Below are 23,678 nucleotides of genomic sequence, written 5' to 3'. Positions count from 1 at the left end.
GAACATCATGGGAATTGAATTTTTTACTCGTTTACCTTTGCATGGTGAAGCTGAATTTTTAGCAGGCGATCCTCGTAATCGTGGTGATTGGGCGCGCGTATCTGGCGTAGAAAATACGGGAGCAACATCCAACTATCAAGTGGGGGATGACTTTACGTATATCGACTATTTAGCACAGGTGGCGCGTGCAGCTGAAATCAATGGCTTCGCAGGTGCTTTGATGGTCAATGCACCAACAGGAGAGGAACCTTGGACGGTTTGTTCCCTATTAGCCAGAGAAACCAAGCGACTGAATTTTGTGACGGCATTCCAGCCTTATCACTTTAGTCCATACAATGCGGTACAAAGTGCTGCAACCTACCAACGTGCAACAGGCAATCGCTTGGTGTGGAATATTATTAATGGTGGATCCGAGGTGATTCAACGTCAGGTTGGAGATGCCACGCCTCATGATGACCGTTATATTCGCGCAACTGAGTTTCTCGATGTTGTAAAAGGTTATTGGTATAACGAATCATTCCATTACCAAGGCAAATATTATTCTGCTGAGGGAGGCGGATTAAAGTATCCACTCAATAAAGCTGAGTTACCCATCATTTGTACAGCTGGCTCTTCTGAAGCCGCACGTGAGTTTGGCGCAAAGCACGCAGATTATTATTTAATGCGTGCTGAAAAACCAATTGAGATTGCTGCATTGATTGCAGATGTACGTAAACGTGCTGCGAAGTATGGTCGTGACAATATTAAGTTTGGTTTATCCATTGATACAATTGCTCGCCGTACAGAACAGGAAGCTTTGGCAGAGGCGCAACGTTATTTAGATGAAGCAGCAGAGAAGCAACGTTTGCATGCTTCAGCTGCTCATGCAGGACTCAGATCAGCGCGAGTACTCAGTTTTGAAAAAGAATATGCGGATAAAGATGGCAGCAAAAATGTGAATGATTTCTTCATTCATCCCAATGTTTGGTCTGGCTTTGGCTACATTGGCATCCCTCCAGGTGTTGCTTTGGTGGGTAGCTACCAACAAATTGTTGAACGCATTAGGGAATATAACAGTATTGGAATCGACTTGTTCTTCCTTGCCGGTTATCCGCATTTAGAAGAAGCTTATCGTTTAGGTGAACATGTTCTGCCACATTTTAAAAAACAACGTCAGGAATTACAGCGTATACCAGAAGAATCAAAGTATCGTATTGCCTAGAATCGTTCTCAATCCTATTCAACCAAGACTTTAACTAGAAGTCTTGGTTTTTCCATATAAGTCAAAGTATTAATTTTTCTAAAGGCCAAGTCATGTCATATTCAAATGATAAACCACTCAATATTGTCGCAGTTTCAGGTGGTCTTAATAGCCCATCAAAAACTGAAAGTTTGATTCAAACTATCTTGGATGAATTAGCGCAAGCAATAAAAATAAATGTGAGATTTGTAAAACTCAGTGAGATTGGTCCTTTATTGGGTGGTGCAATTTATCGGAGTCAGTTACCCAAACAAGTACAAGATGATTTGGCTGCTATTGAAGCGGCTGATGCCTTGATTGTTGGTACGCCAGTTTATCGTGCTTCTTTTACGGGGTTGTTTAAACACTTATTTGATTTTGTTGAGCAGACCGCTTTAGTGGATGTTCCAGTATTACTTGCTGCATCTGGTGGGAGTGATCGCCACGCTTTGGTACTTGAGCATCAACTTCGTCCTTTGTTCAGCTTTTTCCAAGCACAGACTTTACCTATAGGTGTTTATGCAACAGATCGAGACTTTACTCCTGAATATACAGTCAAAAGTGAAGCATTGAATGACCGTATCTTGCTTGCTGTTGCTCGAGCTTTACCAATTTTGCAATGGGCACCAGCTAAAGGTTTACGTGAGCAAAAGGTTAAGGAGAAATCAGAAAAGGCCAATCAAGATTTAAGTATCAATAAACAAGTTGAACAAGACTCCATACTACCATCTGTTGAAGTACCGGATTTAGATGTTGCTGAGGCAAGACTACATCATAAAAAGACCATCGCTGTGTAAAACGAATTATATAAGTTGTAGGTCAATTACTTATCGTTATAAGGGAGATCTAACTTCTCCCTTTTTTAGATCATTTGCTTATACTACTTCATCTTAAAAAATCACAAATTTTTCATCTATAACATTTTAATATCATCCAAATATTTAAATTCTAATAACAGATGATTGATAGTCATCTATTGCATGAATTTTTGAGTTTAATTCTAAAAGTAAGGATGATTTAGTGATTCAGACAGCTCAATATCTTGATGGTGATATATCTAGAATTATTGAAATGGCTTGGGAAGACAGAACCCCATTTGAAGCGATCTCTTGTGAATATGGTTTGAATGAATCAGCTGTAATCCGACTTATGCGGCTTCATTTACAAACCAATAGCTTTAAGCTTTGGCGGAAGAGAGTAAGTGGAAGGAAGACAAAACATTTGCAATTGCGTTCGCCTGAAGTGTCTCGTGGTTACTGCTCACGCCAATATAAACATCATTGAATAAGTTCAGTGACAAATTATAAGCTTTCATTCATAACCAATTCTACGGCATAGATTTTATTTATATAGATCAATTGTATATCACTAAGGTAAAGTAATGTCTAATTTATCAATTGCTTATATTTTTCAACAACAGCAGCTTTTAGTGGATCAAGATTTCCAACTTCCTCAAGTCGAAAGATTGCATAACGATCTGGCGTTATCAAGTGATCATAAAGTGATTGCTCGAGATTTATGTGAAAATGAAACCATTCCTGAAGGATTCGATTTTGTACCGATTCGTCAATTAGTACAGTTTTGGAATAAGACGCAATTTGAGCAAGCAAGTCGAGCTGTTCAATTACTTGAATGGCGACGTAATCATCAGTTTTGTGGTCGATGCGGAACTAAAACTATCCAGAGCATTGAGCAGTTTGCGATGGTTTGCTCAAGTTGTGGCTATACACAATATCCAAAAGTGAATCCATGTGTCATTACGATTATTACACGTGGTGATGATGAAATTCTACTCGCAAAAAATGCACGAAATAAAACGAAAATGTATAGTTTGATCGCGGGTTTTGTTGAGGTAGGGGAAACATTAGAAGATGCCGTTCGACGTGAGACACTTGAGGAAGTAGGCCTACACATTAAAAATATAAAATATTTGGCAAGTCAGCCTTGGCCATTTCCAAGCAATTTGATGGTTGCATTTAAAGCAGATTATCACGCGGGTGAAATTGAATTACAGCAAGATGAGCTTAGTGATGCTCAATTTTTTAAATTTGATCAACTTCCAGAAATCCCATTTAAAGGCAGCATCGCCTATGCCATGATCATGCATATCATTCATGGTACAGCAGTCGCCGATGATACGAGTGAATGGTTGTAATCTTGTATTGATTCATTTAATAGCATTATTTGGGTGGATTGAGCCAATTTTATAATTCAGATATTCAAGTATTTTATGCTGATTTTTTACATAAAATACTTTTCGATTAAACATGGAAATAATTAGAGTTGTATTTTCTCATGAATTTATAATGAATGAAATTGAGAATGATTGCTTTTATTTAGTATTAAATGATATTTATTTTTAGTTTTTGATATTTAAACTATTTTTTAAAAATTAATTTAAATTTAAGATCAATTTTATAATGTAATAGAATGTTTTTATATATTTTGAAATATGAATTTTAATCTCGGGCTGGTATGAAAAATAAATATCCTTTTCCTGTAATGGTAGTGCATTGGTTAACGCTTCTTCTTGTCGTACTTGCTTATATCACTGGTGGGGATCCAACAGTGCATATAAAAAGTGGGGAACTGCATGTTTTTGCTGGAGTCTCTGTATTTCTCTTATTTTTTATCAGAATTATAATGATTTCTATTTATAGAAAAGATCTCCCACACAATAAGCCGATGAGTAAATATCAGAAAACTTTATTTTTAATGGTGAAACATACGCTTTATTCATTGTTATTTTTAATTCCTGTATTAGGTTGGTTTACTTTATCTGGATTAACCGAAAGTTATCAGTTGTTTGGAATAAATTTACCTTTAATAAGTAACTCATGGGACGTTGAAATAATTGGTGAAACGCATGAATTTCTTGGAAATTTTTTCATGGTGCTTATAGGTTTACATGCATTAGCTGCCTTAATTCATCATTATGTATTTAAAGATAATGTTCTGAAAAGTTTGCTTTATTTTAAAAAATGAACCAAGAGCTTAAAAGATTATGATTGAATCAAATATTGATCTTGAGGCGAGAGCAAAAGCTGCTTCCAAATCAACATGGATAAGTGTTGTTGTTAATATCTTTTTGTCGATTGGACAGATATTGATTGGTATTTTTTCAAAATCACAAGGTCTAGTTGCAGATGGTATTCATACTTTAAGTGATTTAGTTGCGGATTTTATTGTATTGATGGCGAACCGTCATAGCCAAAAAGCACCTGACGATGCACATCCATATGGTTATCTTCGTTTTGAAAATGCAGCATCTTTTATACTTGGTCTGATCTTATTCATTGTTGGTATCGGCATGTTATGGACGGCGATGCATAATACTCTTCATCCTGAACAAATTCCTAAAGTACATAGTATGGCGCTTTGGGTTGCGATAACAGCCTTGATCTGTAAAGAACTTTTGTTCCGCTATATGCTTGCTATTGCCAAAAAAGTAAAATCAAGTTTATTGATTGCAAATGCTTGGCATGCACGTTCAGATGCGGCATCTTCTTTTGTTGTTGCCTTAGGGATTTTAGGTAATCTCGTTGGATATCCAATTCTTGACCCAATCGCAGCCTTAATTGTCGGTTTAATGATTGCCAAAATGGGGTTTGAGTTTAGCTGGACGGGCTTACATGATTTAATGGATAAGTCAGCAAACGAAGATGAAATCGCTGCGATCAAAGCAACTTTGTTGAAGAAAGATGGGATATTGGGTCTGCATCAACTCAGAACACGTAAAATGGGTGACATGATTATTGTCGATGTTCATTTGGAAGTCAGTGGCGAACAAAGTGTCAAAGAAGGACATAGAATTGCAGTAGAGGCGAGAAATGAAGTCCTTAAAAATCATAATGTCATTGATGTGGTCACTCATATTGATCCAATATAGTGAGGAATTGAAAATGCAAAGGCATCTAGAATAAATGATATTCAAGATGCCTAGATTTGGATGATTTATTTAAGATGTGCAATCAGTTTATCAGCTTCTATTTCCCCTTGAACGCGTAAACTTTTTAATTCATTGCCATTATTGTCGATAAAAATGAGTGCAGGTGGGCCATACAAATGCATGGCTTGTAGCCATTCTTTTTGTACTTGACTACTTTCGCTCATATCAAAACGAATTCTTTTATATTTCGAAAATGCTTCAATCACACGGCTATCGCGAAACGTTGAACGTTCCATGACTTGGCAAGCAGCACACCAATCAGCAGATACATCGATTACAACAGTCTGTTTATTTTGTTTGGCTTGATCTAATAAGGCTTGTAAAGCTTGTGGTTGACTCACTGTTTCAAAGACGACATTCACAGGTTTAGTGGTATCGGGGGATACTGCCGTATGGCTTAAAGCAGCAAGTGGGTGTAATGGATCATCTTGGCCTGTTGCAGCGCCGATCCATAAAAATAGCGCCAATACGCTAAGCCCAAGACCAAATGCTTTGACTAAGAGATCTTTATGGTTTTTTGCTTGTTCAAAAGCACCTAACCAAACCCCATAGCCTCCAAGTAAGGCACCCCACATCCATAGCGTTACACTTCCTGTCCAAACGCGAGATAGTAGCCAAATTGCGACAGCGATTAATCCAACACCAAAAATACTCTTGATTTGCTCCATCCAGCTTCCAGAGCGTGGCAATAATTTAGCACTTGTCGTACCTAGAATAATCAATGGAATTCCCATACCTAGTCCTAAACTAAATAATGCCATTCCACCAAGTAAAGCATCACCAGTGGCACTGATATAGACCAATACACCCGCTAAAGGCGCAGAAACACAGGGTGAAACAACAAGTGCTGAAAGTGCGCCCATCAGTGCAACCGAACCAATGCGCCCCCCTTTTTGTTGTTGAGAAAAGCGATCTAATTTGTTTTGAACAAAATGCGGGAGTTGTAAGGTGTACACACCAAACATGCCGAAAGCTAAAACAATAAACAAAATGGCAAAGCTGATAAGTACCGCTGGTGATTGTAGCCATAGCTGAAGATTTGCTTTCGCACCGAAATACCCCATGAGCGTTCCCATGATGGCATAACACACGGCCATACCCAGTACATAAGCAAGGGACAGTTTAAAACCCCTCCATCCTGTCAATCGCTCACTTTTTTCACCTGCAATCAAACCTGAAAGAATTGGCATCATCGGAAATACACAAGGTGTAAATGCAAGACCTGCACCTAAGACTAAAAGTGTTAATAAAATGAGTGGCACACTCGCATGATTTAAAAATGCAGCAAGACTCGAGGCGTTATTCAGATCGTAATTCTCATCTTTATTTTTTACAGGACTTATGGTTTCTAGAGAGGTATTGGGCTTTTTAATACCTGTCGCTGAAACCAATTTTAATCCTTTGGGATGAATGGTGAGCACTTCATCTACAGGTGGAAAGCATAAGCCACTATCAGCACAACCTTGGTAACGCAATTTGATTTGGACTGTTTCTGGTTGGCTACTACCTAAATGGGTAATACCAACTTTCATTGTTGCAGCATCATGAAATACAGCCACACGTCCAAAATTAGGATCTTGTTTCCATACCATATGACCAGCAAGTTCGCTTGTATCTATCGTCACATCTTTTGGTGTGAAGACTTCTACATGGATTCGATCTCGATACAAACTGTAATTGGGTGCAATCGTCCATTTCAAATTTAGTGCAGCTTGATTTTGATCTGGTTGTACTTTTAATGAAAATGCTTGTTCTACAGGCAAAAAGCTATCTTGAGTTGTATCCACAACTTTCGAGAAATCAGGTGTAGCTGCATTCACGATTTGCAGCGATAAAAAACCTAAAATTAAAACAATAAAAATATGCAGTGTAGATCTATAAACATCTTGAATCGGATTGAAGAACGCTCTCATCCAGACATCCCCTAATTTCATTTATACGGACGTACATTTTTTGATGGATGAAGCGTACTGAAGTTAATCACAACTTGCCTTAACACTTGCTTAAGCCATTGCTGGATTGTCTTAAGCAAGTGTTAATGTTTGACCGATTGCATTTCATTAGTCTATGAGCTGAGGAAAATGTGGAGTCAGTCGATGGCTTGGGAAAAACAAACGTTAGCAAAAATAAAATGGCGAATTGCAGTTTTAGCATTACTGAGTTGTGGTGGTGCTTTGAGTGTCAGCACAACTCAGGCAGCAGAACCATCAGCAGTTTCTGTGAACAATAAAATGTTGCCAGCGAGCGATATTAATTGGTCGAAATATGCAGGGAAGGTGGTTGTGATTGACTTCTGGGCCAGTTGGTGTGGCCCTTGTCGAGAATCTTTTCCGTGGATGAAACAAATGCAAGCCAAGTACGGAAAAGATGGATTGGTCTTCGTAGGAATCAATGTAGATAAAGATCCTGCATTAGCGCTCAAGTTTATTCAGCAATATCAGCCTAATTTTGAAATTAGATCAGACCAACAAGGAAAGTTAGCCAGCCAATTTAAGGTACCAGGAATGCCTTCCACATTCATTCTTGGGCGAGATGGTCAGCCAGCAGCAAAACATCAAGGTTTTTTCAAGGCCAAAGAAGCCGAGTATGAGGCTGAGATTGTGCGCTTACTCTCCAATAAAAATACATAAGCAGAGGTGAAATTTGAAACTTAGTTTAAAGATATTAATCAGTATAGGCATCTTATTGCCTAGTCTGTTGTTATCAGCATGTAGTCATATGCCAACGAAGATGCAAACTTTAGGGGTTAAGCCTTGGGAGCGTGATATTTTGGCTCGTCCAGCGATGCAATTAGATGCTGCACCATTAGATGCAGCTTATGATGAACATATTTATTTTAGTAAAGAAGCAGCCAGTGGCGGTCGTGGTTTTGGTGGTGGAGGTTGCGGATGCAATTAACAAAAAAATCGGCACGCCATATTGCGCTTGCTTTGACTCAGGCTTCAACAGTTTTATTAAGTAGTCACGTTGCACATGCTGAAACGACAACGACATCTAGCAAAGAAAGCACAACTTCACCTTTTAGTTTATCTAAAATCGTAGAGCCAGGTTGGAAAGTTGATACTGCAGTGCTGATGTATAAAGAGGCGGATAGTCGTGTTCAAGCTATCGAACCGAGTGTTCGTTTTGAAAAAGACTTTGGCGACCAACATATTTTATCTGGAAAGGTTGTTGTTGATTCACTCACAGGTGCTTCACCGAACGGTGCGACATCAGCCAATGTGCCACAAACTTTTACAGGCCCATCAGGTAATGCTGCGAAACCAACGCCAGCAAACCAATTACCATTAGATGATGAATTTCATGATACCCGTGTTGCAGCATCCGCAAATTGGCAACAACCGATTGCACCTGATATGAAGCTGAATGTGGGTGGAAATGTCTCAAATGAATACGATTTCAGATCAATCGGAGCAAATGCGAGCATTGCGAAAGACTTTAATGACAAAAATACCACTGTGTCATTGGGTGGCGCATTTGAGTATGACAGTATTGATGCGGTTGGTGGTGCGCCTGTACCTTTAACGCCACAATTGGATGGACAGAAACAACAAGGTACAAAGAGCAAGAATGTTTCTGATGTTTTACTTGGTTTAACGCAAGTAATTGATCGTCACTCATTGGTACAACTCAACTATTCATTATCGATGAGTAATGGGTACCAAAACGACCCATATAAAATTTTGACGCTAGTCGATGCTAACGGCAATTTAATTGCTGATCAGGACTTTGCGGCAGGCAGTAATTTCTACCTGTTTGAAAATCGTCCAGACAAAAGAACACGTCATAGCTTCTTTGGTGAATACAAATATGGGTTTGATCGTGGTGATGTTGCCGATGTCTCATATCGTTTTACCACAGATGACTGGGGCGTTAAATCACACACATTGGATGCAAAATATCGTTATGCGGTTAATGAGAAATATTTTGTAGAACCCCATGTTCGTTACTATACCCAAACAGCTGCTGATTTCTATCATAGCTACTTAAAAGTGGGTGATGGTATTGAACTTGATGCTCAAGGTGAACCTGTACCGACCGTACAATATGCATCGGCGGATAGCCGCTTGGGTGCGTTTGATGCAACGACCTACGGCGTTAAGGTTGGGATGAATCTTGCAAATGACCGTGAGCTGAGTTTCCGCGTCGAACAATATGATCAGAAAGCCAAAGATTTAAAACCGATTGGCGGGAATTTAGCAGGACAAATTTTGCAACCAGATTTATCGGCAACCTTTGTTCAACTTGGTTATAGTTTTAAATGGTAATAATTTAACCTAAGCTGTTAAAACCTATTACTTTCGAGTGGTAGGTTTCATAATTTATACTGATTTAAATTAAGCCTGAGTATGATGTCTCATAGATTAGAATTAATACAAGAAAATGATGCGCTTCATCAAATTAGCTTTACTGCGATGGCAAGCTCTTGCCAAATTTTATTAGATCACACCGATTGGACGAGTGCAGCACATATCGCACAAGCTGTTTATGCAGAATGTTTACGCATTGAACAGAAATATAGCCGCTATCGTAATGATAGTTTTTTAGCTGCCTTGCATCGCAATACCGATTGTTGGTTTGATGTGGATGAGGAAACAGCAAAATTATTTGATTTTTCTGAAATTTTATATCAATTGTCCGAAAAGAAATTTGATATTAGCTCTGGTGTACTTGGAAAAATTTGGCATTTTGATGGTTCAGAGCAAGTTCCAACTATTGAGCAAATTAATCAGCTTTTGCCTCATATTGGTTGGGACAAAGTAAAATGGAATCAATCTCAGAAAAAAATTTACTTACCTCAAGGAATGTCGCTCGATTTTGGTGGAATTGGTAAAGAATACGCAGTGGATCGTTGTGCAGACATTATTGAACAATTAGGTCAGCAAGCTTATTTAGTCAATTTTGGTGGGGATCTCAGAGCGAGAGGGCCAAGAAAATCAGGTTTGGCATGGCGAATCGGTTTAGAGACACCTGAACAAAACAATCAAGCGCAAGCCTATTTTGATTTAAATACAGGGGCTATGGCGACCAGTGGTGATAGCAAAAGGTATTTGTTCAAAGATGGTGTTCGTTATAGTCATATATTAAACCCATTAACTGGGTCATCTGTAAAAGATGCACCGCGTTCAATTACTGTTTATGCTCAAACCTGTATTCAAGCTGGCATGTTAGCGACCTTAGCGATGTTGGAAGGTGCAGGTGCAAAACAGTTCTTAGCAGAACAATCAGAGGGGCAAGCATGGATTATCGACTAAGTGGACAACGTATTTTTTTAGTTGAAGATGATCTTATGCTAGGTGAGTCTTTGTCCGAAATCTTGCAAGCTCAAGGTGCAGAGGTAAATTGGCATAAGAATGCTGAACGGGTTATGGGTTGCTTGCAAACGTCAAGCTATGACTTGATGATTTTGGATATTGGTTTACCTAAAATTTCAGGTTTTGAATTACTTGCCCAATTACGAGAAATGCAACAAGACTTGCCTGTTCTGATTTTATCGGCACGAGATATGATTCAAGATCGTGTATATGGTCTTGATCTTGGTGCAGATGACTATGTTTTAAAACCTTTTGACTTATCTGAATTACTGGCAAGAGTTCGTGTTTTAATAAGACGACGTTGTGGCCGTGCGCAGACCAAAATTAAAATTGGTGAGGTTTGTTTAGATCCAAGTTCACATCAAGTTTTTTATTTAAATCAAAAAATTAGCTTATCGCGTCAAGAGTATCGATTGCTGAAGTTGCTGATGGAGCATATTGGACAGGTGATCACCCGTGATCGTTTAGAAACGGCATTATTAGATAAAGATGAATTAGAAAGTAATGCGCTAGAGGTGCATATCCATCATTTACGTAAAAAGCTATTTCCTGAGTTTATTCGAACCATTCGCGGTGTTGGATATTTAGTTCAAGTAGAACTGTAATGCAGAAAATATTATCGATAAAACAACAAGTGGTTAGAACAAGTTTATATGCGCTTATTCTCGCATTAGTGTTGAGTAGTATTTTAGGCTATCTTGCGACAAAACATGAAGTAAATGAGTTGTTTGACGCAACTCTAATTGATAATACCAGAATTATTAAGGGTTTAATTGATTCAGAACAGACCCATCAAAATTGGATAGATTTGCAAAAAAGCCTTGATGAAACATTACTTGAACATATCAGTTCAGGCGATCAACGCTTCAATGGTCATGCGTATGAAAAGAAGATCGCAATTCAGGTTTGGAGTAAAGAGGGCGATTTAGTCCTTCGTTCGGCCAGTGCCCCAAATCATGCTTTAGCACCATTAAAAGAGGGATTAACACAATTTCAAGGTGGGGAATATGATTGGATGGTTTATACCGTTTGGCTGCCTAACAAAAACAGCTGGCTTGCTGTTGCAGAGCGATTAGATATTCGAAAGGAGCTATCAACCAATATCGAAGCCAGTTTATTACTCAGTTTGATTTTTGCACTTTTTTTAGCCTTATGTTTATTAAAACTTCAACTTAAAAAAGCATTTGCACCATTAGTAGAATTAGGTGAGAAAATTTCTCAACGCGATTTTAATGATTTAAGTGCGTTACATTTACCTCATTCGCCTGACGAGTTGAAACCTGTGATAACGGAGTTAAATGATCTATTCCATCGAGTAGATTCTTCATTAGAAAGAGAAAAACGTTTTTTAGCTGATGCAGCGCACGAACTAAGAACGCCACTTACTGTGATTAAATTGCAAGTTGAGCAAGCACTTATCCAACCTGATGCAAGAGAAACGATTTTACAGCGTTTATCTGAAAGTGTAGAGCGTAATCAGCAAGTGGTCGAACAAATGCTTTTGTTGGCCCGTTTAGAAGCGGGGCAAATGTCTGTACATACCACAACTGTTATTTTTTCAGCTTTAATTCGAGAGGCAATTGCTCAACTCATGCCATTGGCATTTAAGAGAAATATTGAATTTCACTTAGATGTTGAGGAGGTGACTATCAATGGAGATTCGGCGCTTTTACTCTCATTGCTACGTAATTTATTTGATAATGCCCTAAGGCATTCGCCAAATAATGCTGTCATTTCAGTAAAGTTATTTAAGCAAGCTCAAATGATAATTTTTGAAGTGGTTGATGCTGGAACGGGGATTGATCCAAAGTTTTTAGGTGAGGTTACCAATCGGTTTACGCAAGTTGGTGGAAGTGATGTTGGAGTTTCAGGATTAGGATTGGCAATAGTATCTAAAATTGCTCAATTACATGGTATGCGCTTAGTTCTAAATAACCATGAAACAGGTGGATTGATCGTGCACTTACAATGGTAGAAAACAGAAATAAACCTGATTTTTACGGTGATGCAATAGTTTTTATTTCAATAAATTCATTATTTAAAATGTATCATTGAATAAGAAAAAGAAGAGAGGCGATCTCTCTTCTTTGATCAATCTAGACTTTCAACAATACTAATCATGACTTCAGCACAATTTTCACGTGCGAGCCTTGCTTTAGTATATTCTTCAGAATCATAACAAGCTTGTGCAGTTGCCAAATCAGAGAATTCAATAATCACATGGCGTTGAAACTGTATACCTTCCATACAGATTGATTTTCCCCCTCTAGCAAGGAATTTAGCACCATATTTTTCAAATGCTAAGGGAGCTAATGCCATATATTCTTTGTACTGTTCCATATCGTGAATGGTGACATGTGCAATCCAGTAAGCAGACATTTCCTTATCCTTTTATTTCTAAATTAAAAAAAACCATTTTAGTTACAGATTGAGGCATTAAGCATTCAAAATATTTTTTGCAACCGCAGCAGCTTCAGCAATATGTTCAGCCACGGCTTGTTTTGCTTTTTCAGGATCTTGGTGCAGATAAATTGCTTCGCACATATTTTTAATACGTTGATAGCCAGAAATTTCTCGCTTCGTCGATTTCATGGTCATTGCACGAAGACGACTAATCCGACCATTCAAACGTTGTACCACTTCCCAAGCAATATGATGTTTTGCGGTTGTAAAAATAGTTTCGTAAAGTTTTGAAGAGGTAGAAATAATTAAATTAATATCATCTGCTGCAAAGGCTTGCTCAAGTTCAATCAATAATACTTTCAGCGTTTCTGTTGTTTGAGCAGTTAGGTTTTGGGTGCAATCTGCAACGGCACTTTGTTCGAGTAATAGTCGAATTTCATAAATTTGCGATGCAATTTCCCAATCCAATAATGAAACAATTGGACCTTTATTTGGCAGAATTTCAACTAAACCTTCTGCTTCTAAATAACGAATGACTTCACGGACAACAGAGCGACTTACTCCTAATTCTTCGCACAAGCTTCTTTCGACTAATCTTTTTCCAGAAGGGAAATAGCCTGTAATGATCGCGTTACGTACTTTATTCAAACAAAGCTCACGTAAAGTCACAGGTGGGTTTTCAATTTTAAGATTCATAGATGATTAATCTTTCCTGATTTTAATAAGTCAAAATTTTGTTACATGTTTCTAGCTGAAAATTAGCATACCAAACTCTTGCTTTTTTTTCATTATGTATTATGGTATACCATAATACGAATGCAAAAATAAATTCACTCGCAAGGAAATGCCATGAATCTAATCCGTAAGACAGTTCTTCATGTTGAAACGACTTATGTCGATGGCGATAAAGAAGCAACAAAACCGTTAAAAATGGTGGCTGCTGCTGCTGTGATCAAAAATCCATGGGCTGGTCAGGGTTATGTCGAAAACTTAACACCTGAGATTCGCCGTATTGCTCCGATTCTAAGTGAGCATTTAACTCAACTGATTCTTGATGAAGTCGGTTCAGGTGAAGCGGTAGAAGCATTTGGTAAAAGTGCGGTCGTAGGTTTGAATGGCGAGCTAGAGCATGCATCAGCCCTCATTCATACCTTACATTTTGGAAATACATATCGTAATGCGGTCGGGGCTAAGTCTTATCTCGCTTTTAATAACACGCGTGGTCCAGCGAATGCTTCGATTCTTGTTCCAATGATGGATAAAAATGATGAAGGCCGCCGTTCTCATTATTTGACTCTTCAATTTGCAATTCCAGATGCACCTGCTGCCGATGAAATTGTGATTGTAATTGGTGCAGCGACAGGTGGACGTCCACATCATCGTATTGGCGATCGTTATCAAGATTTGGAAGAGTTAGGTCATGATCTCAAAAACCCTGCAGCTGTCAAATAATCGGATTGCTCATTATTTTGAGCAAGGAGAAGGAGAGCCTTTGGTTCTCATCCATGGTGTAGGTATGCAAGCAGCCGCTTGGTATCCACAAATCGAATATTTCTCGAAACATTATCGTGTGATTTCGGTGGATATGCCGGGTCATGGGAAAAGTACAAAACTTGCGGATGGTGCACCTTTAAAAGCATTTGTTGATTGGGCAATCGAATTTATTACAGCATTGAATTTAGGTGCGGTGAATTTGGCAGGTCATTCGATGGGTTCATTGATTACGACAGGAGTAAGCGCAACTCGTCCTGATTTAGTCAAACGAATGGCGGTGTTGAACGGTGTATACAAGCGGACAAGCCAAGCTCGTGATGCTGTTGTGAATCGTGCAGAAGAGTTAAAAACAGGTCATATTGATGTTGAAACACCATTGCAACGCTGGTTTGGTAACAGTGAAGCAGAACAAATTGCTGCTGGAAAAGTCAAGTCTTGGTTGGAAAATGTGGACTTGTCTGGATATACCACAGCGTATGAGGCATTTGCACATGGCGATCAAATTTACGCAGATGACTGGAGCAAAATTCAGTGTCCTGCACTGGTTTTAACTGGAACTGATGATCCAAATTCAACAGCAGAAATGGCAGTACAAATGGCAAGCCAAGCGAGAAATGGCACCGCTATTGTGATTGAAAATGAGCGTCATATGGTGAATTTGACTGCACCAGACCAAGTAAATATTGCAATGCAGGCGTGGTTAGAAACCCAAGTCTAAATTGCCACACATTGATGAAGGAATATGACAATGAGTGAAATGGATAGTGTTAATAAAATACGCGAACTACGTGATGCCTTTGGCTCTTTTATGACTGGCGTAACCGTCGTAACCACCTGTAAAGATGATGGAACACCATTAGGCTTTACTGCGAACTCTTTTGCTTCGGTGTCTTTGGACCCAGCTTTGCTGCTGGTCAGCATTGCCAAGACATCAAGCAATTATAATAACTTTGCCAATGCTTCACATTTTGCAATTAATATTTTGGCAGAAGAACAAAAGGATATTTCGAATACTTTTGCTCGCCCAAGTGATGATCGATTTGCAAATTTAGCATGGACAAAGAGCGCATCTCATAACCCTGTCATAGATCAAGTCAGTGCTTGGTTTGATTGCACGACGTATCAAGTTGTAGATGCAGGTGATCATGCGATTTTAATTGGTAAAGTTGAAGATTTTGGCTCAGCAGGCTTTGCTGGTTTAGGGTATTACCGTGGAGCTTATTTCACACCTGCCAAATCATCTACGGATGTGATTTCGAGTATGAAAGTCATGATGATGGCATTGATTGGACATGAAAATCAGATCTTGCTTGAACAGACACAGGATCAAAAGTGGACATTGCCACATTTGATGGTTGAAAAAGATGGTGCAGAAAAAGCACTGGAAAAAATCTTTGCAGCTTATCAGCCAGAAGCCTCACCAAGCTTTATCTATTCTGTCTATGATGATGTGACCACCCAGCAGCAATATATTGCATTTTTATGTAATACCCCGATCGCACATGCAACCAAAGGTCAATTTGTTGATTTAAATGATTTAGAACAACTGACTTTTGTGGATAGCGCTTTAGAAAGTATGTTGATGCGTTATCGTAAAGAAAACCACCTTAAAACCTATGGTGTTTATTACGGTAATCAAATTAGCGGTACGGTTCGTCAAATTGTTAAAGAGGAAGTTTAACTATGCGTTTTTCATTATTTGTACACATGGAACGTGTTTCTGATCAACAAACGCAGAAGCAGCTCTATGATGAGATGATTGAACTTTGCCAGATTGCCGATCAAGGTGGTATGCATGCGATTTGGACAGGTGAACATCATGCAATGAATTTTACGATTGCACCTAATCCATTCATTAACTTAGTTGATATTGCGAATAAAACCCAAAATGTACGTTTGGGCACGGGTACAGTGGTTGCGCCATTTTGGCATCCAATTAAATTGGCAGGTGAAGCTGCTATGACGGATATTATCACCAATGGTCGTTTAGATATTGGGATTGCGCGTGGTGCTTACTCATTTGAATATGAGCGTATGGTACCTGGTATGGATGCCTGGAGTGCAGGTCAGCGTTTACGTGAAATGATCCCCGCGATTAAAAACCTGTGGAAAGGTGATTATGAGCATAATGGTGAGTTTTGGCAGTTCCCAAAAACCACTTCTGCACCCCAACCGTTACAACAACCGTATCCACCGATTTGGGTAGCGGCACGTGATCCAAATAGCCACGAATTTGCGGTGCAAAACGGCTGCAATGTACAAGTCACACCATTACATTTTGGTGATGATGAAGTTGAAAAGCTCATGGGACATTTCAATACCGCATGTGAAAAGTTCACTGACATTCCTCGCCCTGAAATTATGTTATTGCGTCATACCTATGTCGCTGATAGTGAAGAAGATGCTCAGTTAGCAGCTGATGAAATCAACACATTCTATAACTATTTTGGCGCATGGTTTAAAAATGAGCGTGAAATTACGCAAGGTCTAATCGCACCATTGAGTGATGAAGAAATTGCAGCTCATCCATTTTATACGCCAGAAGCCATGCGTAAAAATAATGTGATTGGTCAGGCGCAAGAAGTGATTGATCGCTTAAAAGCTTATGAAGCAATGGGTTATAACGAATATTCATTCTGGATTGATACAGGAATGAGCTTTGAGCGTAAAAAAGCATCGTTACAACGTATGATCAACGAAGTGATGCCTGCATTTGCATAGGAGAGAAGACATGACTTCTCAATTCCAGTTGTATATCAATGGTCAATTTGAGGATGGTGCTGCACAATTTGACAGTATCAATCCAGCGACAGGGCAAGTTTGGGCGAAAATGCCTGAAGCACGTACAGATGAAGTCAATCGTGCAGTTGCTGCGGCATCTCAGGCTCTGCAAGATGCGGCTTGGGCAGGTTTAACTGCCTCACAGCGTGGAAAATTGTTATATAAACTTGCTGATTTAATCGAAAAAGCTGCACCGCAACTGGCTCAATATGAAACCAGTGATACAGGCAAGATCATTCGTGAGACGTCGAGCCAAATTGCTTATGTAGCTGAATATTATCGTTACTATGCAGGAATTGCAGACAAGCTCGAAGGTAGCTATTTACCGATTGATAAACCAGATATGCAAGCATGGACCATTCGTGAGCCTGTGGGTGTCATTGCTGCAATTGTTCCGTGGAATAGCCAATTATTTTTGTCTGCGGTTAAAGTTGGTCCAGCATTGGCGGCAGGTTGCAGTATTGTTCTGAAAGCCTCTGAAGAGGGGCCAGCGCCTTTACTTGCTTTCGCGCGTTTGGTGCATGAAGCAGGATTTCCAGCAGGTGTGGTGAATGTTATTACAGGTTTTGGCCCTGAATGTGGTGCAGTTTTAAGTAGTCATCCAGATGTTGCTCATGTGGCATTTACTGGTGGTCCAGAAACAGCACGCCATATTGTGCGCAACTCTGCTGAGAACCTTGCCAAAGTATCGTTAGAGTTAGGTGGAAAATCTCCTTTTATTGTATTTGCAGATGCTGATTTACAAAGTGCTGTGAATGCACAAGTCGCAGCGATTTTTGCAGCAACAGGGCAAAGCTGTGTTGCTGGTTCACGGTTGCTGGTTGAAGACAGTATCAAAGATGAATTTGTTCAACGTTTGGTTGAGCGTGTGCAAAGTATCAAGATTGGTTTGCCTGATGATATGGCAACGGAATATGGCCCTCTGTGCACCTTGCGCCAACGTGAAAAAATTGAGCAAGTCGTTGCTCGCTCTATTCAGCAAGGGGCGAAATTATTGGCAGGTGGGAAAACGCTTGAAAGAGCAGGTTATTACTATCCACCCACAATTTTAGACTGTAGTGATGTACCACAAGCCGATTGCGTCATGACCGAGTTATTTGGTCCTGTCTTGTCTGTAGTAAGTTTTAACACTGAAGCAGATGCGATTCAAAAAGCCAACAGTACGCCTTATGGATTGGCAGCTGGTGTGTTTACCAACAATTTAAGCCGTGCGCATCGTATGACCAAAGCAATTCGTTCAGGGATTGTTTGGCTGAATACCTATCGTGCTGTTTCTCCACTTGCACCTTTTGGTGGGCATGGTCTATCAGGACATGGTCGTGAAGCTGGCTCAGATGCGGTGTTGGACTATACCACCACTAAAACTGTGTGGTTGCGTACCTCAGATCAACCGATTGATGACCCTTTTGTGATGCGTTAATACATCACAACAGTCATTAGGATTTAAATTTCAGGGATGAAAAGATGACGCAGTTGAATTTCAAAATCACATAAATCTGATCAAGGCATACGTAAGATAATATTCGTTGAGCTTCAAGAGCCTCAACAAGGTTTCCTTTATCTTTTTTTGCCATTTCTTTAACCAAAGTTGATGTGATTCGTCTGTAAAACAAGAGAAATAAAGGTCAGGTCATCTGGATATGGCGCTGATCAGGCAGGTTGTGAAACCTAAGTTTACTCTCACAAATATTTGATATTGAGGAAAATGAAGTCCTCAAAGAGAGATTAAGGATATGAGCCAAAATGAAAATAGTGCTTTCGCCATTGAAAGCAATTCAATTGATTATGTTGATCCATCTCAACGTCACGGAAAAGTACGTGATCTATTCACGCTCTGGTTTTGTACCAATATTGCACCCTTAGCTGTAATTACTGGTGCAATGTCGATGCTAACGTTTAACCTGAGTTTGATCAGTGCGCTAGTGGCGATTTGTTGTGGTCATTTCTTTGGTGCAGCAATTTTAGCTTTAACTTCTGCTCAAGGACCTCAAGTCGGCATTCCCCAGATGATTCAAAGCCGAGCACAGTTTGGGCGTTATGGTGCATTATTAGTCGTATTATTTACAACACTGATTTATCTCGGTTTCTTTATTTCCAACATTATTTTGTCAGGTAAAACCTTACATACCGTCGTTCCCACAATCCCTGTTCCAACTGCGACGGTGATTGGTGCAATTGCAGCAACCACCATTGGGGTGGTAGGTTATCATTTAATTCATAATTTTAATAAAATTGGGACATGGTTAATGGGCGGCTCATTGCTGATCGGCTTGTTGATTATGTTGCCACAAATTAATGCTGAAGTACTTGCCAAAGGCTCATTTAACCTAAAAGGTTGGTTTGCAATGTTTGGTCTATGTGCAGTCTGGCAAATTAGTTTTTCACCTTATACCTCAGACTATTCACGTTATTTACCGAAGTCGATTGGGATTTTTAAACCATTTATCTTCACTTACTTAGGCGCTTCGCTTGGAACAATCTTTGCGATGGCATTTGGTACAGTGGCGGTGAGTATTGGTTCTGGTACCGATGCGATGGAAGCGGTGAAATCGGGTACAGGTATTTTCGGCTCGATTCTGATGATTTTATTCCTTTGTAATATCATCGGTCACAATGCTATGAATTTATATGGTGCGGTTTTATCGTGTATTACTTCGATCCAAACCTTTGCAGGTCAATGGATGCCAAGTAAGAATGTCCGTATTATTTTGTCGATTATGGTCTTAATCCTCGCTACGTTTACAGCACTTTGGGCATCAAGCAACTTTATTAGCTTCTTTCTGAACGTCATTTTTGCCTTACTATTTATTTTAGTGCCTTGGGTATCGATTAACCTATTGGATTTCTATGTGATCAATAAGAAATCTTATGATATTCAGTCGATCTTCGCACAAGATGGTGGCATCTACGGCAAATTTAATGGCAAAGCTTTAACTGCATATTTCATTGGAATTGTGGTTCAAATCCCTTTTCTTACCAATGCATTTTTTACAGGTCCATTCGCAAACGTCATTCAGGATGTGGATATTTCTTGGGTAATCGGATTGGTGGTGAGTTTCGTTGTGTACTACGTCTTTAATCTCGAAAAGATTAAATGCAGCAGCCCAGCACTCAATGTAAAAGCACAACATTAAACATGCTTAGAATGGAATCGATAACATGAAGAAAAGTTATTTACAACTCACATTGGCAACTGCATTAACCAGTATGATTGCACCAAGTTATGCAGGAATTAGTTTCGGCGCCAGCAATGCCAACTCAGGCAAGTTAACGGTTTCTGGTTATGTACGTGCCAATTATCAAGACAAAGATTACGGTGAACCTGCTTCAGAACATAAGATCCGTTTTGATGCTGCACAACTAAAACTTGATTATGAACGCGGCAAACTATTTGGACATGCTGAATATCGTTGTTATCAATACGATACGCTGTGTGATTTCTCAACCTTGATCGATGCGTATGCAGGTTATCATTTAAATGAAACTGATCAGGTTGTGGCAGGAATGCAAGCTATTCCATTTGGACCAGGACGTTTCTGGGGCAATAGTTTGTACGGTAGTATCAATACTACAGCAGGTTTAGAAGATGTTCATAATTTAGGTTTGAACTATCATTTTGAATTGCCAAGTGCGACCAAATTTGATGTCGGTTATTTTGCGGCAGATGCGGGTCACTATGAAGGTACTACCAAGGACTCTGGTCGCTATAGTGCGAACTATGTAAGTTCTGATGACATTACCAAAAGTGATATCGAAGAGAAAAACATGTGGGTTGGACGTATTACCCAAGATATTAATCTGGGTGTAAAAGGTTTAACTACACAGGTCGGTGCTTCATATTGGACTTCAGAGATTGACAATAAAACCACATCTCAAACGGGTCGACGTAATGCGTGGGCATTATTTAGCAAAATCAATTATGGCAATCTAGGTCTGACCTTAACAGGCGGTAAAAATGATGTCAGTAATAAAGACGTCGTTGATGCAACTTCATCTTTGATGGGTTCATATGACAGCGAATATTATGTTGCAAACAAAGCGACTTACTATACAGCTGATCTTGGCTACACTTTTAAAGATGTTAAGCAAATTGGCAATATCACGCCGTATTTTATGCACAGTCGATATAATAAGGATTTGACTGGTTCTCAAGATTCAATCCGTAATATCCTTGGTGTTTCAATCGACCATAAACAGATTTCTTTGGTCGCAGAATACATTATGAGTCAAAATGATCCCTTCATTGGTGGTACTGAAAAATCACTGGCGGTTGGGGATGATGGTAAATGGAATAAGTTACTCAACTTAACGCTATTCTATTACTTCTAAAATCAGCTATAACATTCGGGCAACCGAAAATTTTTTCAAGATTTATTTGGTATGCCATAATACAGGTTTAGTTAATACCAGAACATTGATACTGTTTTGTAAAATGTTCTGTGTATTAATGCCGAAGTCTAAATAGGATAATCAGTATGCAACTTAATCAATTGCCATTATTTCATCAACAAGCTTTTGTTGCTGGACAATGGTGTGATGCCGATAATCAACAAACTTCTGATATTTATAATCCTGCAACACAAGAAGTGATTGGTACTGTACCGAATATGGGCAAGGCAGAAGCCGAACGCGCAATTCATGTAGCAGTTGCAGGTTGGGCTGCATGGAAAAATAAAACAGCCAAAGATCGTTCAACGATTTTAAAAAAATGGTTCGATTTGATGGTTGAAAATGCAGATCAACTTGCATTTATTTTGACGAGTGAACAAGGAAAACCTTTAGCAGAAGCGAGAGGTGAAATTTTATATGCTGCTAGCTTTGTTGAATGGTTTGCTGAAGAAGCAAAACGTGTTTATGGTGATATTGTTCCCAGCCCTTATCCAGATGCACGGATTATCGTGAGCAAGCAATCGATTGGTGTTGTTGCAGCAATCACGCCGTGGAATTTCCCTGCAGCAATGATTACTCGTAAAGTTGCACCTGCTTTGGCTGCGGGTTGTCCTTGTATCGTTAAACCAGCGCCAGAAACCCCATTTACGGCATTGGCTTTGGTCGATTTAGCGATTAAAGCGGGTGTACCTGCTGAGATTTTCAGTGTCATTACAGGTGATGCAGTCACGATTGGGGATGCAATCTTTGAAAGTGATGATGTACGGAAATTTACCTTTACAGGTTCAACACCCGTTGGAAAATTACTGTATCAACGTTCAGCACAAACGCTGAAAAAAGTTTCATTAGAATTGGGCGGTAATGCACCTTTTATTGTCTTTGATGATGCAGATTTGGATGCTGCAATCGAAGGGGCATTAATTGCTAAATATCGCAATGCAGGGCAAACCTGTGTTTGTGTGAATCGCTTTCTTGTTCAAGAAGGAATTTACGAAAAATTCATTGCTGCATTAAGTGAAAAGGTCAATGCTTTTGCAATTGGCAATGGTTTGGATATTGGGAGTGAAATTGGTCCATTAATTAATGCTAATGCAGTGAAAAAGGTTGAAGCTCACGTCGCTGATGCCTTAGCTAAAGCAGGTCGTTTGGTTGCTGGTGGTAAACGTCATAGTGCAGGTGAGTTATTCTATGAACCTACCATTATTGCTGATGTCACCGCTGAGATGGATGTGGCGACTCAAGAAACATTTGGTCCATTGGCTGCTGTATTCAAGTTTGAAACTGAACAACAAGCCATTGAAATGGCAAATGCGACGGAATTTGGCTTAGCGGCCTATTGTTATACCAAAGATTTAGGACGCGCTTGGCGGATGAGTGAGCAGCTTGAATACGGTATGGTTGGAATCAACAAGGGCTTAATTTCCAATGAAGTTGCACCATTTGGTGGAATCAAACAGTCGGGCTTAGGTCGTGAAGGTTCAAAATACGGGATCGAAGATTATCTTGAAATCAAATACACCTTATTTGGGGGATTGAATGCATGAGTAATGAAAAATTTGAAAAAGGCTTAGCCATTCGTAAACAAGTGTTGGGTGAAGCTTATGTCAATAATTCGATCAACAATGCTGATGATTTTAACTTACCTTTACAAGAGTTAGTTACAGAGTATTGCTGGGGTGCAGTTTGGGGGCGAGAGGAACTGAGCAAACCTGAGCGAAGCTTAATCAATCTTGCCATGATTTCTGCGCTGAATCGTCCACATGAGTTGAAGCTTCATGTCAAAGGTGCTTTGCGTAATGGTGTACCTAAAGAAAAAATTCGTGAGGTGCTGCTACAAGTCGCAATTTATTGTGGTGTACCGGCAGCCGTAGATAGTTTCCGAATTGCTAAAGAAGCGATTCAGGAATATGAAAAAGAAAATCACTAATTAAACGATTGAGCAAACATTACACAGCATGTTGGTAATGTTTGCTTAAGTGATTTCATTTTGGCTCTTCGCTCTTAAAGTGACATACCAATTGTTACGATTGTTTCGGTCAGGATGGATATAATTTAAACAGAGTATTTATTTTCTAAATAACCAATCACCTTTTATATACTGAGATATATGCAGCTTTAGGTGTCTATT

24 protein-coding genes are annotated in these 23,678 nt (G+C 39.3%); 21 read left to right on the top strand and 3 right to left on the bottom strand.

Annotated features, from left to right (window positions below; all coding sequences use genetic code 11):
- The first annotated feature begins 7 nt into the window (after window positions 1-7).
- The 6 genes from AC0JIQ_RS11735 to AC0JIQ_RS11710 all read left to right on the top strand — a co-directional run bounded on the left by AC0JIQ_RS11735 (window position 8) and on the right by AC0JIQ_RS11710 (window position 5,108).
- Window positions 8-1,201 (top strand): LLM class flavin-dependent oxidoreductase, encoded by a 1,194-nt coding sequence (locus tag AC0JIQ_RS11735; RefSeq protein WP_474201757.1) that lies wholly within the window; start codon window positions 8-10, stop codon window positions 1,199-1,201.
- A 92-nt stretch (window positions 1,202-1,293) separates the two neighbouring features.
- Entirely contained in the window at window positions 1,294-2,016 is a 723-nt protein-coding gene (msuE, locus tag AC0JIQ_RS11730; protein WP_474201756.1) for an FMN reductase, read from the top strand.
- A 274-nt stretch (window positions 2,017-2,290) separates the two neighbouring features.
- On the top strand, window positions 2,291-2,503 hold the full coding sequence (locus tag AC0JIQ_RS11725; RefSeq protein WP_474203263.1) for a TIGR03643 family protein: 213 nt from the start codon (window positions 2,291-2,293) through the stop codon (window positions 2,501-2,503).
- A gap of 97 nt (window positions 2,504-2,600) precedes the next feature.
- Window positions 2,601-3,374: an NAD(+) diphosphatase gene (gene nudC / locus AC0JIQ_RS11720; protein ID WP_474201755.1), complete on the top strand. Its 774-nt coding sequence runs from the start codon at window positions 2,601-2,603 to the stop codon at window positions 3,372-3,374.
- Window positions 3,375-3,694: 320 nt separating this feature from the next.
- Window positions 3,695-4,204, top strand: coding sequence for a cytochrome b (locus tag AC0JIQ_RS11715; RefSeq protein WP_474201754.1), 510 nt, complete (start codon window positions 3,695-3,697; stop codon window positions 4,202-4,204).
- 19 nt (window positions 4,205-4,223) lie between these two features.
- Entirely contained in the window at window positions 4,224-5,108 is an 885-nt protein-coding gene (locus AC0JIQ_RS11710; RefSeq protein ID WP_474201753.1) for a cation diffusion facilitator family transporter, read from the top strand.
- Between the two features lie 65 nt (window positions 5,109-5,173).
- Here AC0JIQ_RS11710 and dsbD read toward each other — a convergent pair whose 3' ends face one another.
- On the bottom strand, window positions 5,174-7,081 hold the full coding sequence (gene dsbD, locus AC0JIQ_RS11705; RefSeq protein WP_474201752.1) for a protein-disulfide reductase DsbD: 1,908 nt from the start codon (window positions 7,079-7,081) through the stop codon (window positions 5,174-5,176).
- Between the two features lie 168 nt (window positions 7,082-7,249).
- Here dsbD and AC0JIQ_RS11700 point away from each other — a divergent pair, with 168 nt between their 5' ends.
- From AC0JIQ_RS11700 to AC0JIQ_RS11675, 6 genes are all read left to right on the top strand, one after another.
- On the top strand, window positions 7,250-7,798 hold the full coding sequence (locus tag AC0JIQ_RS11700) for a TlpA family protein disulfide reductase (RefSeq protein WP_474201751.1): 549 nt from the start codon (window positions 7,250-7,252) through the stop codon (window positions 7,796-7,798).
- Window positions 7,799-7,886: 88 nt separating this feature from the next.
- Window positions 7,887-8,066 carry a DUF4266 domain-containing protein gene (locus AC0JIQ_RS11695; RefSeq protein ID WP_017394841.1) on the top strand — a complete coding sequence of 60 codons (180 nt, stop codon included), beginning with the start codon at window positions 7,887-7,889 and terminating at the stop codon, window positions 8,064-8,066.
- The gene (locus AC0JIQ_RS11690) at window positions 8,057-9,436 is read left to right on the top strand and encodes a DUF3570 domain-containing protein (protein WP_474201750.1); all 1,380 of its coding nucleotides are present in this window, start codon (window positions 8,057-8,059) and stop codon (window positions 9,434-9,436) included. Before AC0JIQ_RS11695 ends, AC0JIQ_RS11690 begins: the two co-directional genes overlap by 10 nt.
- Window positions 9,437-9,517: 81 nt before the next feature.
- The gene (locus AC0JIQ_RS11685) at window positions 9,518-10,423 is read left to right on the top strand and encodes an FAD:protein FMN transferase (protein ID WP_474201749.1); all 906 of its coding nucleotides are present in this window, start codon (window positions 9,518-9,520) and stop codon (window positions 10,421-10,423) included.
- The gene (locus AC0JIQ_RS11680; protein WP_017394844.1) at window positions 10,408-11,088 is read left to right on the top strand and encodes a response regulator; all 681 of its coding nucleotides are present in this window, start codon (window positions 10,408-10,410) and stop codon (window positions 11,086-11,088) included. The genes AC0JIQ_RS11685 and AC0JIQ_RS11680 overlap by 16 nt, the downstream gene beginning before the upstream one ends.
- Window positions 11,088-12,458: an ATP-binding protein gene (locus tag AC0JIQ_RS11675; protein ID WP_474201748.1), complete on the top strand. Its 1,371-nt coding sequence runs from the start codon at window positions 11,088-11,090 to the stop codon at window positions 12,456-12,458. The genes AC0JIQ_RS11680 and AC0JIQ_RS11675 overlap by 1 nt, the downstream gene beginning before the upstream one ends.
- A gap of 116 nt (window positions 12,459-12,574) precedes the next feature.
- Here the strand turns inward: AC0JIQ_RS11675 and AC0JIQ_RS11670 are convergent, their stop codons facing one another.
- Together AC0JIQ_RS11670 and AC0JIQ_RS11665 are read right to left on the bottom strand one after the other, a co-directional pair.
- Window positions 12,575-12,862: a DUF1330 domain-containing protein gene (locus AC0JIQ_RS11670; RefSeq protein WP_050041607.1), complete on the bottom strand. Its 288-nt coding sequence runs from the start codon at window positions 12,860-12,862 to the stop codon at window positions 12,575-12,577.
- Window positions 12,863-12,919: 57 nt separating this feature from the next.
- Window positions 12,920-13,582, bottom strand: a complete 663-nt coding sequence (locus tag AC0JIQ_RS11665; protein ID WP_004660958.1) for a GntR family transcriptional regulator — start codon at window positions 13,580-13,582, stop codon at window positions 12,920-12,922.
- 153 nt (window positions 13,583-13,735) lie between these two features.
- Between AC0JIQ_RS11665 and AC0JIQ_RS11660 the strand changes: the two genes are divergently transcribed.
- The 9 genes from AC0JIQ_RS11660 (at window position 13,736) to AC0JIQ_RS11620 (ending at window position 23,477) form a co-directional block, all read left to right on the top strand.
- The gene (locus tag AC0JIQ_RS11660; RefSeq protein ID WP_004660959.1) at window positions 13,736-14,338 is read left to right on the top strand and encodes an amino acid synthesis family protein; all 603 of its coding nucleotides are present in this window, start codon (window positions 13,736-13,738) and stop codon (window positions 14,336-14,338) included.
- Window positions 14,307-15,098 (top strand): alpha/beta fold hydrolase, encoded by a 792-nt coding sequence (locus AC0JIQ_RS11655; protein ID WP_474201747.1) that lies wholly within the window; start codon window positions 14,307-14,309, stop codon window positions 15,096-15,098. The genes AC0JIQ_RS11660 and AC0JIQ_RS11655 overlap by 32 nt, the downstream gene beginning before the upstream one ends.
- A gap of 30 nt (window positions 15,099-15,128) precedes the next feature.
- Entirely contained in the window at window positions 15,129-16,061 is a 933-nt protein-coding gene (tgnA, locus tag AC0JIQ_RS11650) for a flavin-dependent trigonelline monooxygenase reductase component (RefSeq protein WP_225530754.1), read from the top strand.
- A 2-nt stretch (window positions 16,062-16,063) separates the two neighbouring features.
- The gene (gene tgnB, locus AC0JIQ_RS11645) at window positions 16,064-17,101 is read left to right on the top strand and encodes a flavin-dependent trigonelline monooxygenase oxygenase component (protein ID WP_474201746.1); all 1,038 of its coding nucleotides are present in this window, start codon (window positions 16,064-16,066) and stop codon (window positions 17,099-17,101) included.
- Between the two features lie 10 nt (window positions 17,102-17,111).
- Window positions 17,112-18,581 (top strand): (Z)-2-((N-methylformamido)methylene)-5-hydroxybutyrolactone dehydrogenase, encoded by a 1,470-nt coding sequence (tgnC, locus tag AC0JIQ_RS11640; RefSeq protein ID WP_046738912.1) that lies wholly within the window; start codon window positions 17,112-17,114, stop codon window positions 18,579-18,581.
- A 313-nt stretch (window positions 18,582-18,894) separates the two neighbouring features.
- Window positions 18,895-20,295, top strand: coding sequence for a purine-cytosine permease family protein (locus tag AC0JIQ_RS11635; protein ID WP_474201745.1), 1,401 nt, complete (start codon window positions 18,895-18,897; stop codon window positions 20,293-20,295).
- 25 nt (window positions 20,296-20,320) lie between these two features.
- Window positions 20,321-21,490, top strand: coding sequence for a hypothetical protein (locus tag AC0JIQ_RS11630; RefSeq protein WP_474201744.1), 1,170 nt, complete (start codon window positions 20,321-20,323; stop codon window positions 21,488-21,490).
- A gap of 146 nt (window positions 21,491-21,636) precedes the next feature.
- Window positions 21,637-23,094, top strand: a complete 1,458-nt coding sequence (locus AC0JIQ_RS11625) for an NAD-dependent succinate-semialdehyde dehydrogenase (RefSeq protein ID WP_474201743.1) — start codon at window positions 21,637-21,639, stop codon at window positions 23,092-23,094.
- On the top strand, window positions 23,091-23,477 hold the full coding sequence (locus tag AC0JIQ_RS11620; protein ID WP_474201742.1) for a carboxymuconolactone decarboxylase family protein: 387 nt from the start codon (window positions 23,091-23,093) through the stop codon (window positions 23,475-23,477). The genes AC0JIQ_RS11625 and AC0JIQ_RS11620 overlap by 4 nt, the downstream gene beginning before the upstream one ends.
- Window positions 23,478-23,678 lie beyond the last annotated feature (201 nt).

The sequence above is a fragment of the Acinetobacter sp. FB genome (assembly GCF_056033405.1).
Note: the sequence above shows the minus strand (reverse complement) of the source record. Positions and strands in the feature narration are given on the sequence as shown.

Coding starts and splice junctions, on each gene's coding strand:
- AC0JIQ_RS11735 (WP_474201757.1), top strand. CDS start 8: ATGGGAATTGAATTTTTTACTCGTTTACCTTTGCATGGTGAAGCTGAA.
- msuE (WP_474201756.1), top strand. CDS start 1,294: ATGTCATATTCAAATGATAAACCACTCAATATTGTCGCAGTTTCAGGT.
- AC0JIQ_RS11725 (WP_474203263.1), top strand. CDS start 2,291: ATGGCTTGGGAAGACAGAACCCCATTTGAAGCGATCTCTTGTGAATAT.
- nudC (WP_474201755.1), top strand. CDS start 2,601: ATGTCTAATTTATCAATTGCTTATATTTTTCAACAACAGCAGCTTTTA.
- AC0JIQ_RS11715 (WP_474201754.1), top strand. CDS start 3,695: ATGAAAAATAAATATCCTTTTCCTGTAATGGTAGTGCATTGGTTAACG.
- AC0JIQ_RS11710 (WP_474201753.1), top strand. CDS start 4,224: ATGATTGAATCAAATATTGATCTTGAGGCGAGAGCAAAAGCTGCTTCC.
- dsbD (WP_474201752.1), bottom strand. CDS start 7,081: ATGAGAGCGTTCTTCAATCCGATTCAAGATGTTTATAGATCTACACTG.
- AC0JIQ_RS11700 (WP_474201751.1), top strand. CDS start 7,250: ATGTGGAGTCAGTCGATGGCTTGGGAAAAACAAACGTTAGCAAAAATA.
- AC0JIQ_RS11695 (WP_017394841.1), top strand. CDS start 7,887: ATGCCAACGAAGATGCAAACTTTAGGGGTTAAGCCTTGGGAGCGTGAT.
- AC0JIQ_RS11690 (WP_474201750.1), top strand. CDS start 8,057: ATGCAATTAACAAAAAAATCGGCACGCCATATTGCGCTTGCTTTGACT.
- AC0JIQ_RS11685 (WP_474201749.1), top strand. CDS start 9,518: ATGATGTCTCATAGATTAGAATTAATACAAGAAAATGATGCGCTTCAT.
- AC0JIQ_RS11680 (WP_017394844.1), top strand. CDS start 10,408: ATGGATTATCGACTAAGTGGACAACGTATTTTTTTAGTTGAAGATGAT.
- AC0JIQ_RS11675 (WP_474201748.1), top strand. CDS start 11,088: ATGCAGAAAATATTATCGATAAAACAACAAGTGGTTAGAACAAGTTTA.
- AC0JIQ_RS11670 (WP_050041607.1), bottom strand. CDS start 12,862: ATGTCTGCTTACTGGATTGCACATGTCACCATTCACGATATGGAACAG.
- AC0JIQ_RS11665 (WP_004660958.1), bottom strand. CDS start 13,582: ATGAATCTTAAAATTGAAAACCCACCTGTGACTTTACGTGAGCTTTGT.
- AC0JIQ_RS11660 (WP_004660959.1), top strand. CDS start 13,736: ATGAATCTAATCCGTAAGACAGTTCTTCATGTTGAAACGACTTATGTC.
- AC0JIQ_RS11655 (WP_474201747.1), top strand. CDS start 14,307: ATGATCTCAAAAACCCTGCAGCTGTCAAATAATCGGATTGCTCATTAT.
- tgnA (WP_225530754.1), top strand. CDS start 15,129: ATGAGTGAAATGGATAGTGTTAATAAAATACGCGAACTACGTGATGCC.
- tgnB (WP_474201746.1), top strand. CDS start 16,064: ATGCGTTTTTCATTATTTGTACACATGGAACGTGTTTCTGATCAACAA.
- tgnC (WP_046738912.1), top strand. CDS start 17,112: ATGACTTCTCAATTCCAGTTGTATATCAATGGTCAATTTGAGGATGGT.
- AC0JIQ_RS11635 (WP_474201745.1), top strand. CDS start 18,895: ATGAGCCAAAATGAAAATAGTGCTTTCGCCATTGAAAGCAATTCAATT.
- AC0JIQ_RS11630 (WP_474201744.1), top strand. CDS start 20,321: ATGAAGAAAAGTTATTTACAACTCACATTGGCAACTGCATTAACCAGT.
- AC0JIQ_RS11625 (WP_474201743.1), top strand. CDS start 21,637: ATGCAACTTAATCAATTGCCATTATTTCATCAACAAGCTTTTGTTGCT.
- AC0JIQ_RS11620 (WP_474201742.1), top strand. CDS start 23,091: ATGAGTAATGAAAAATTTGAAAAAGGCTTAGCCATTCGTAAACAAGTG.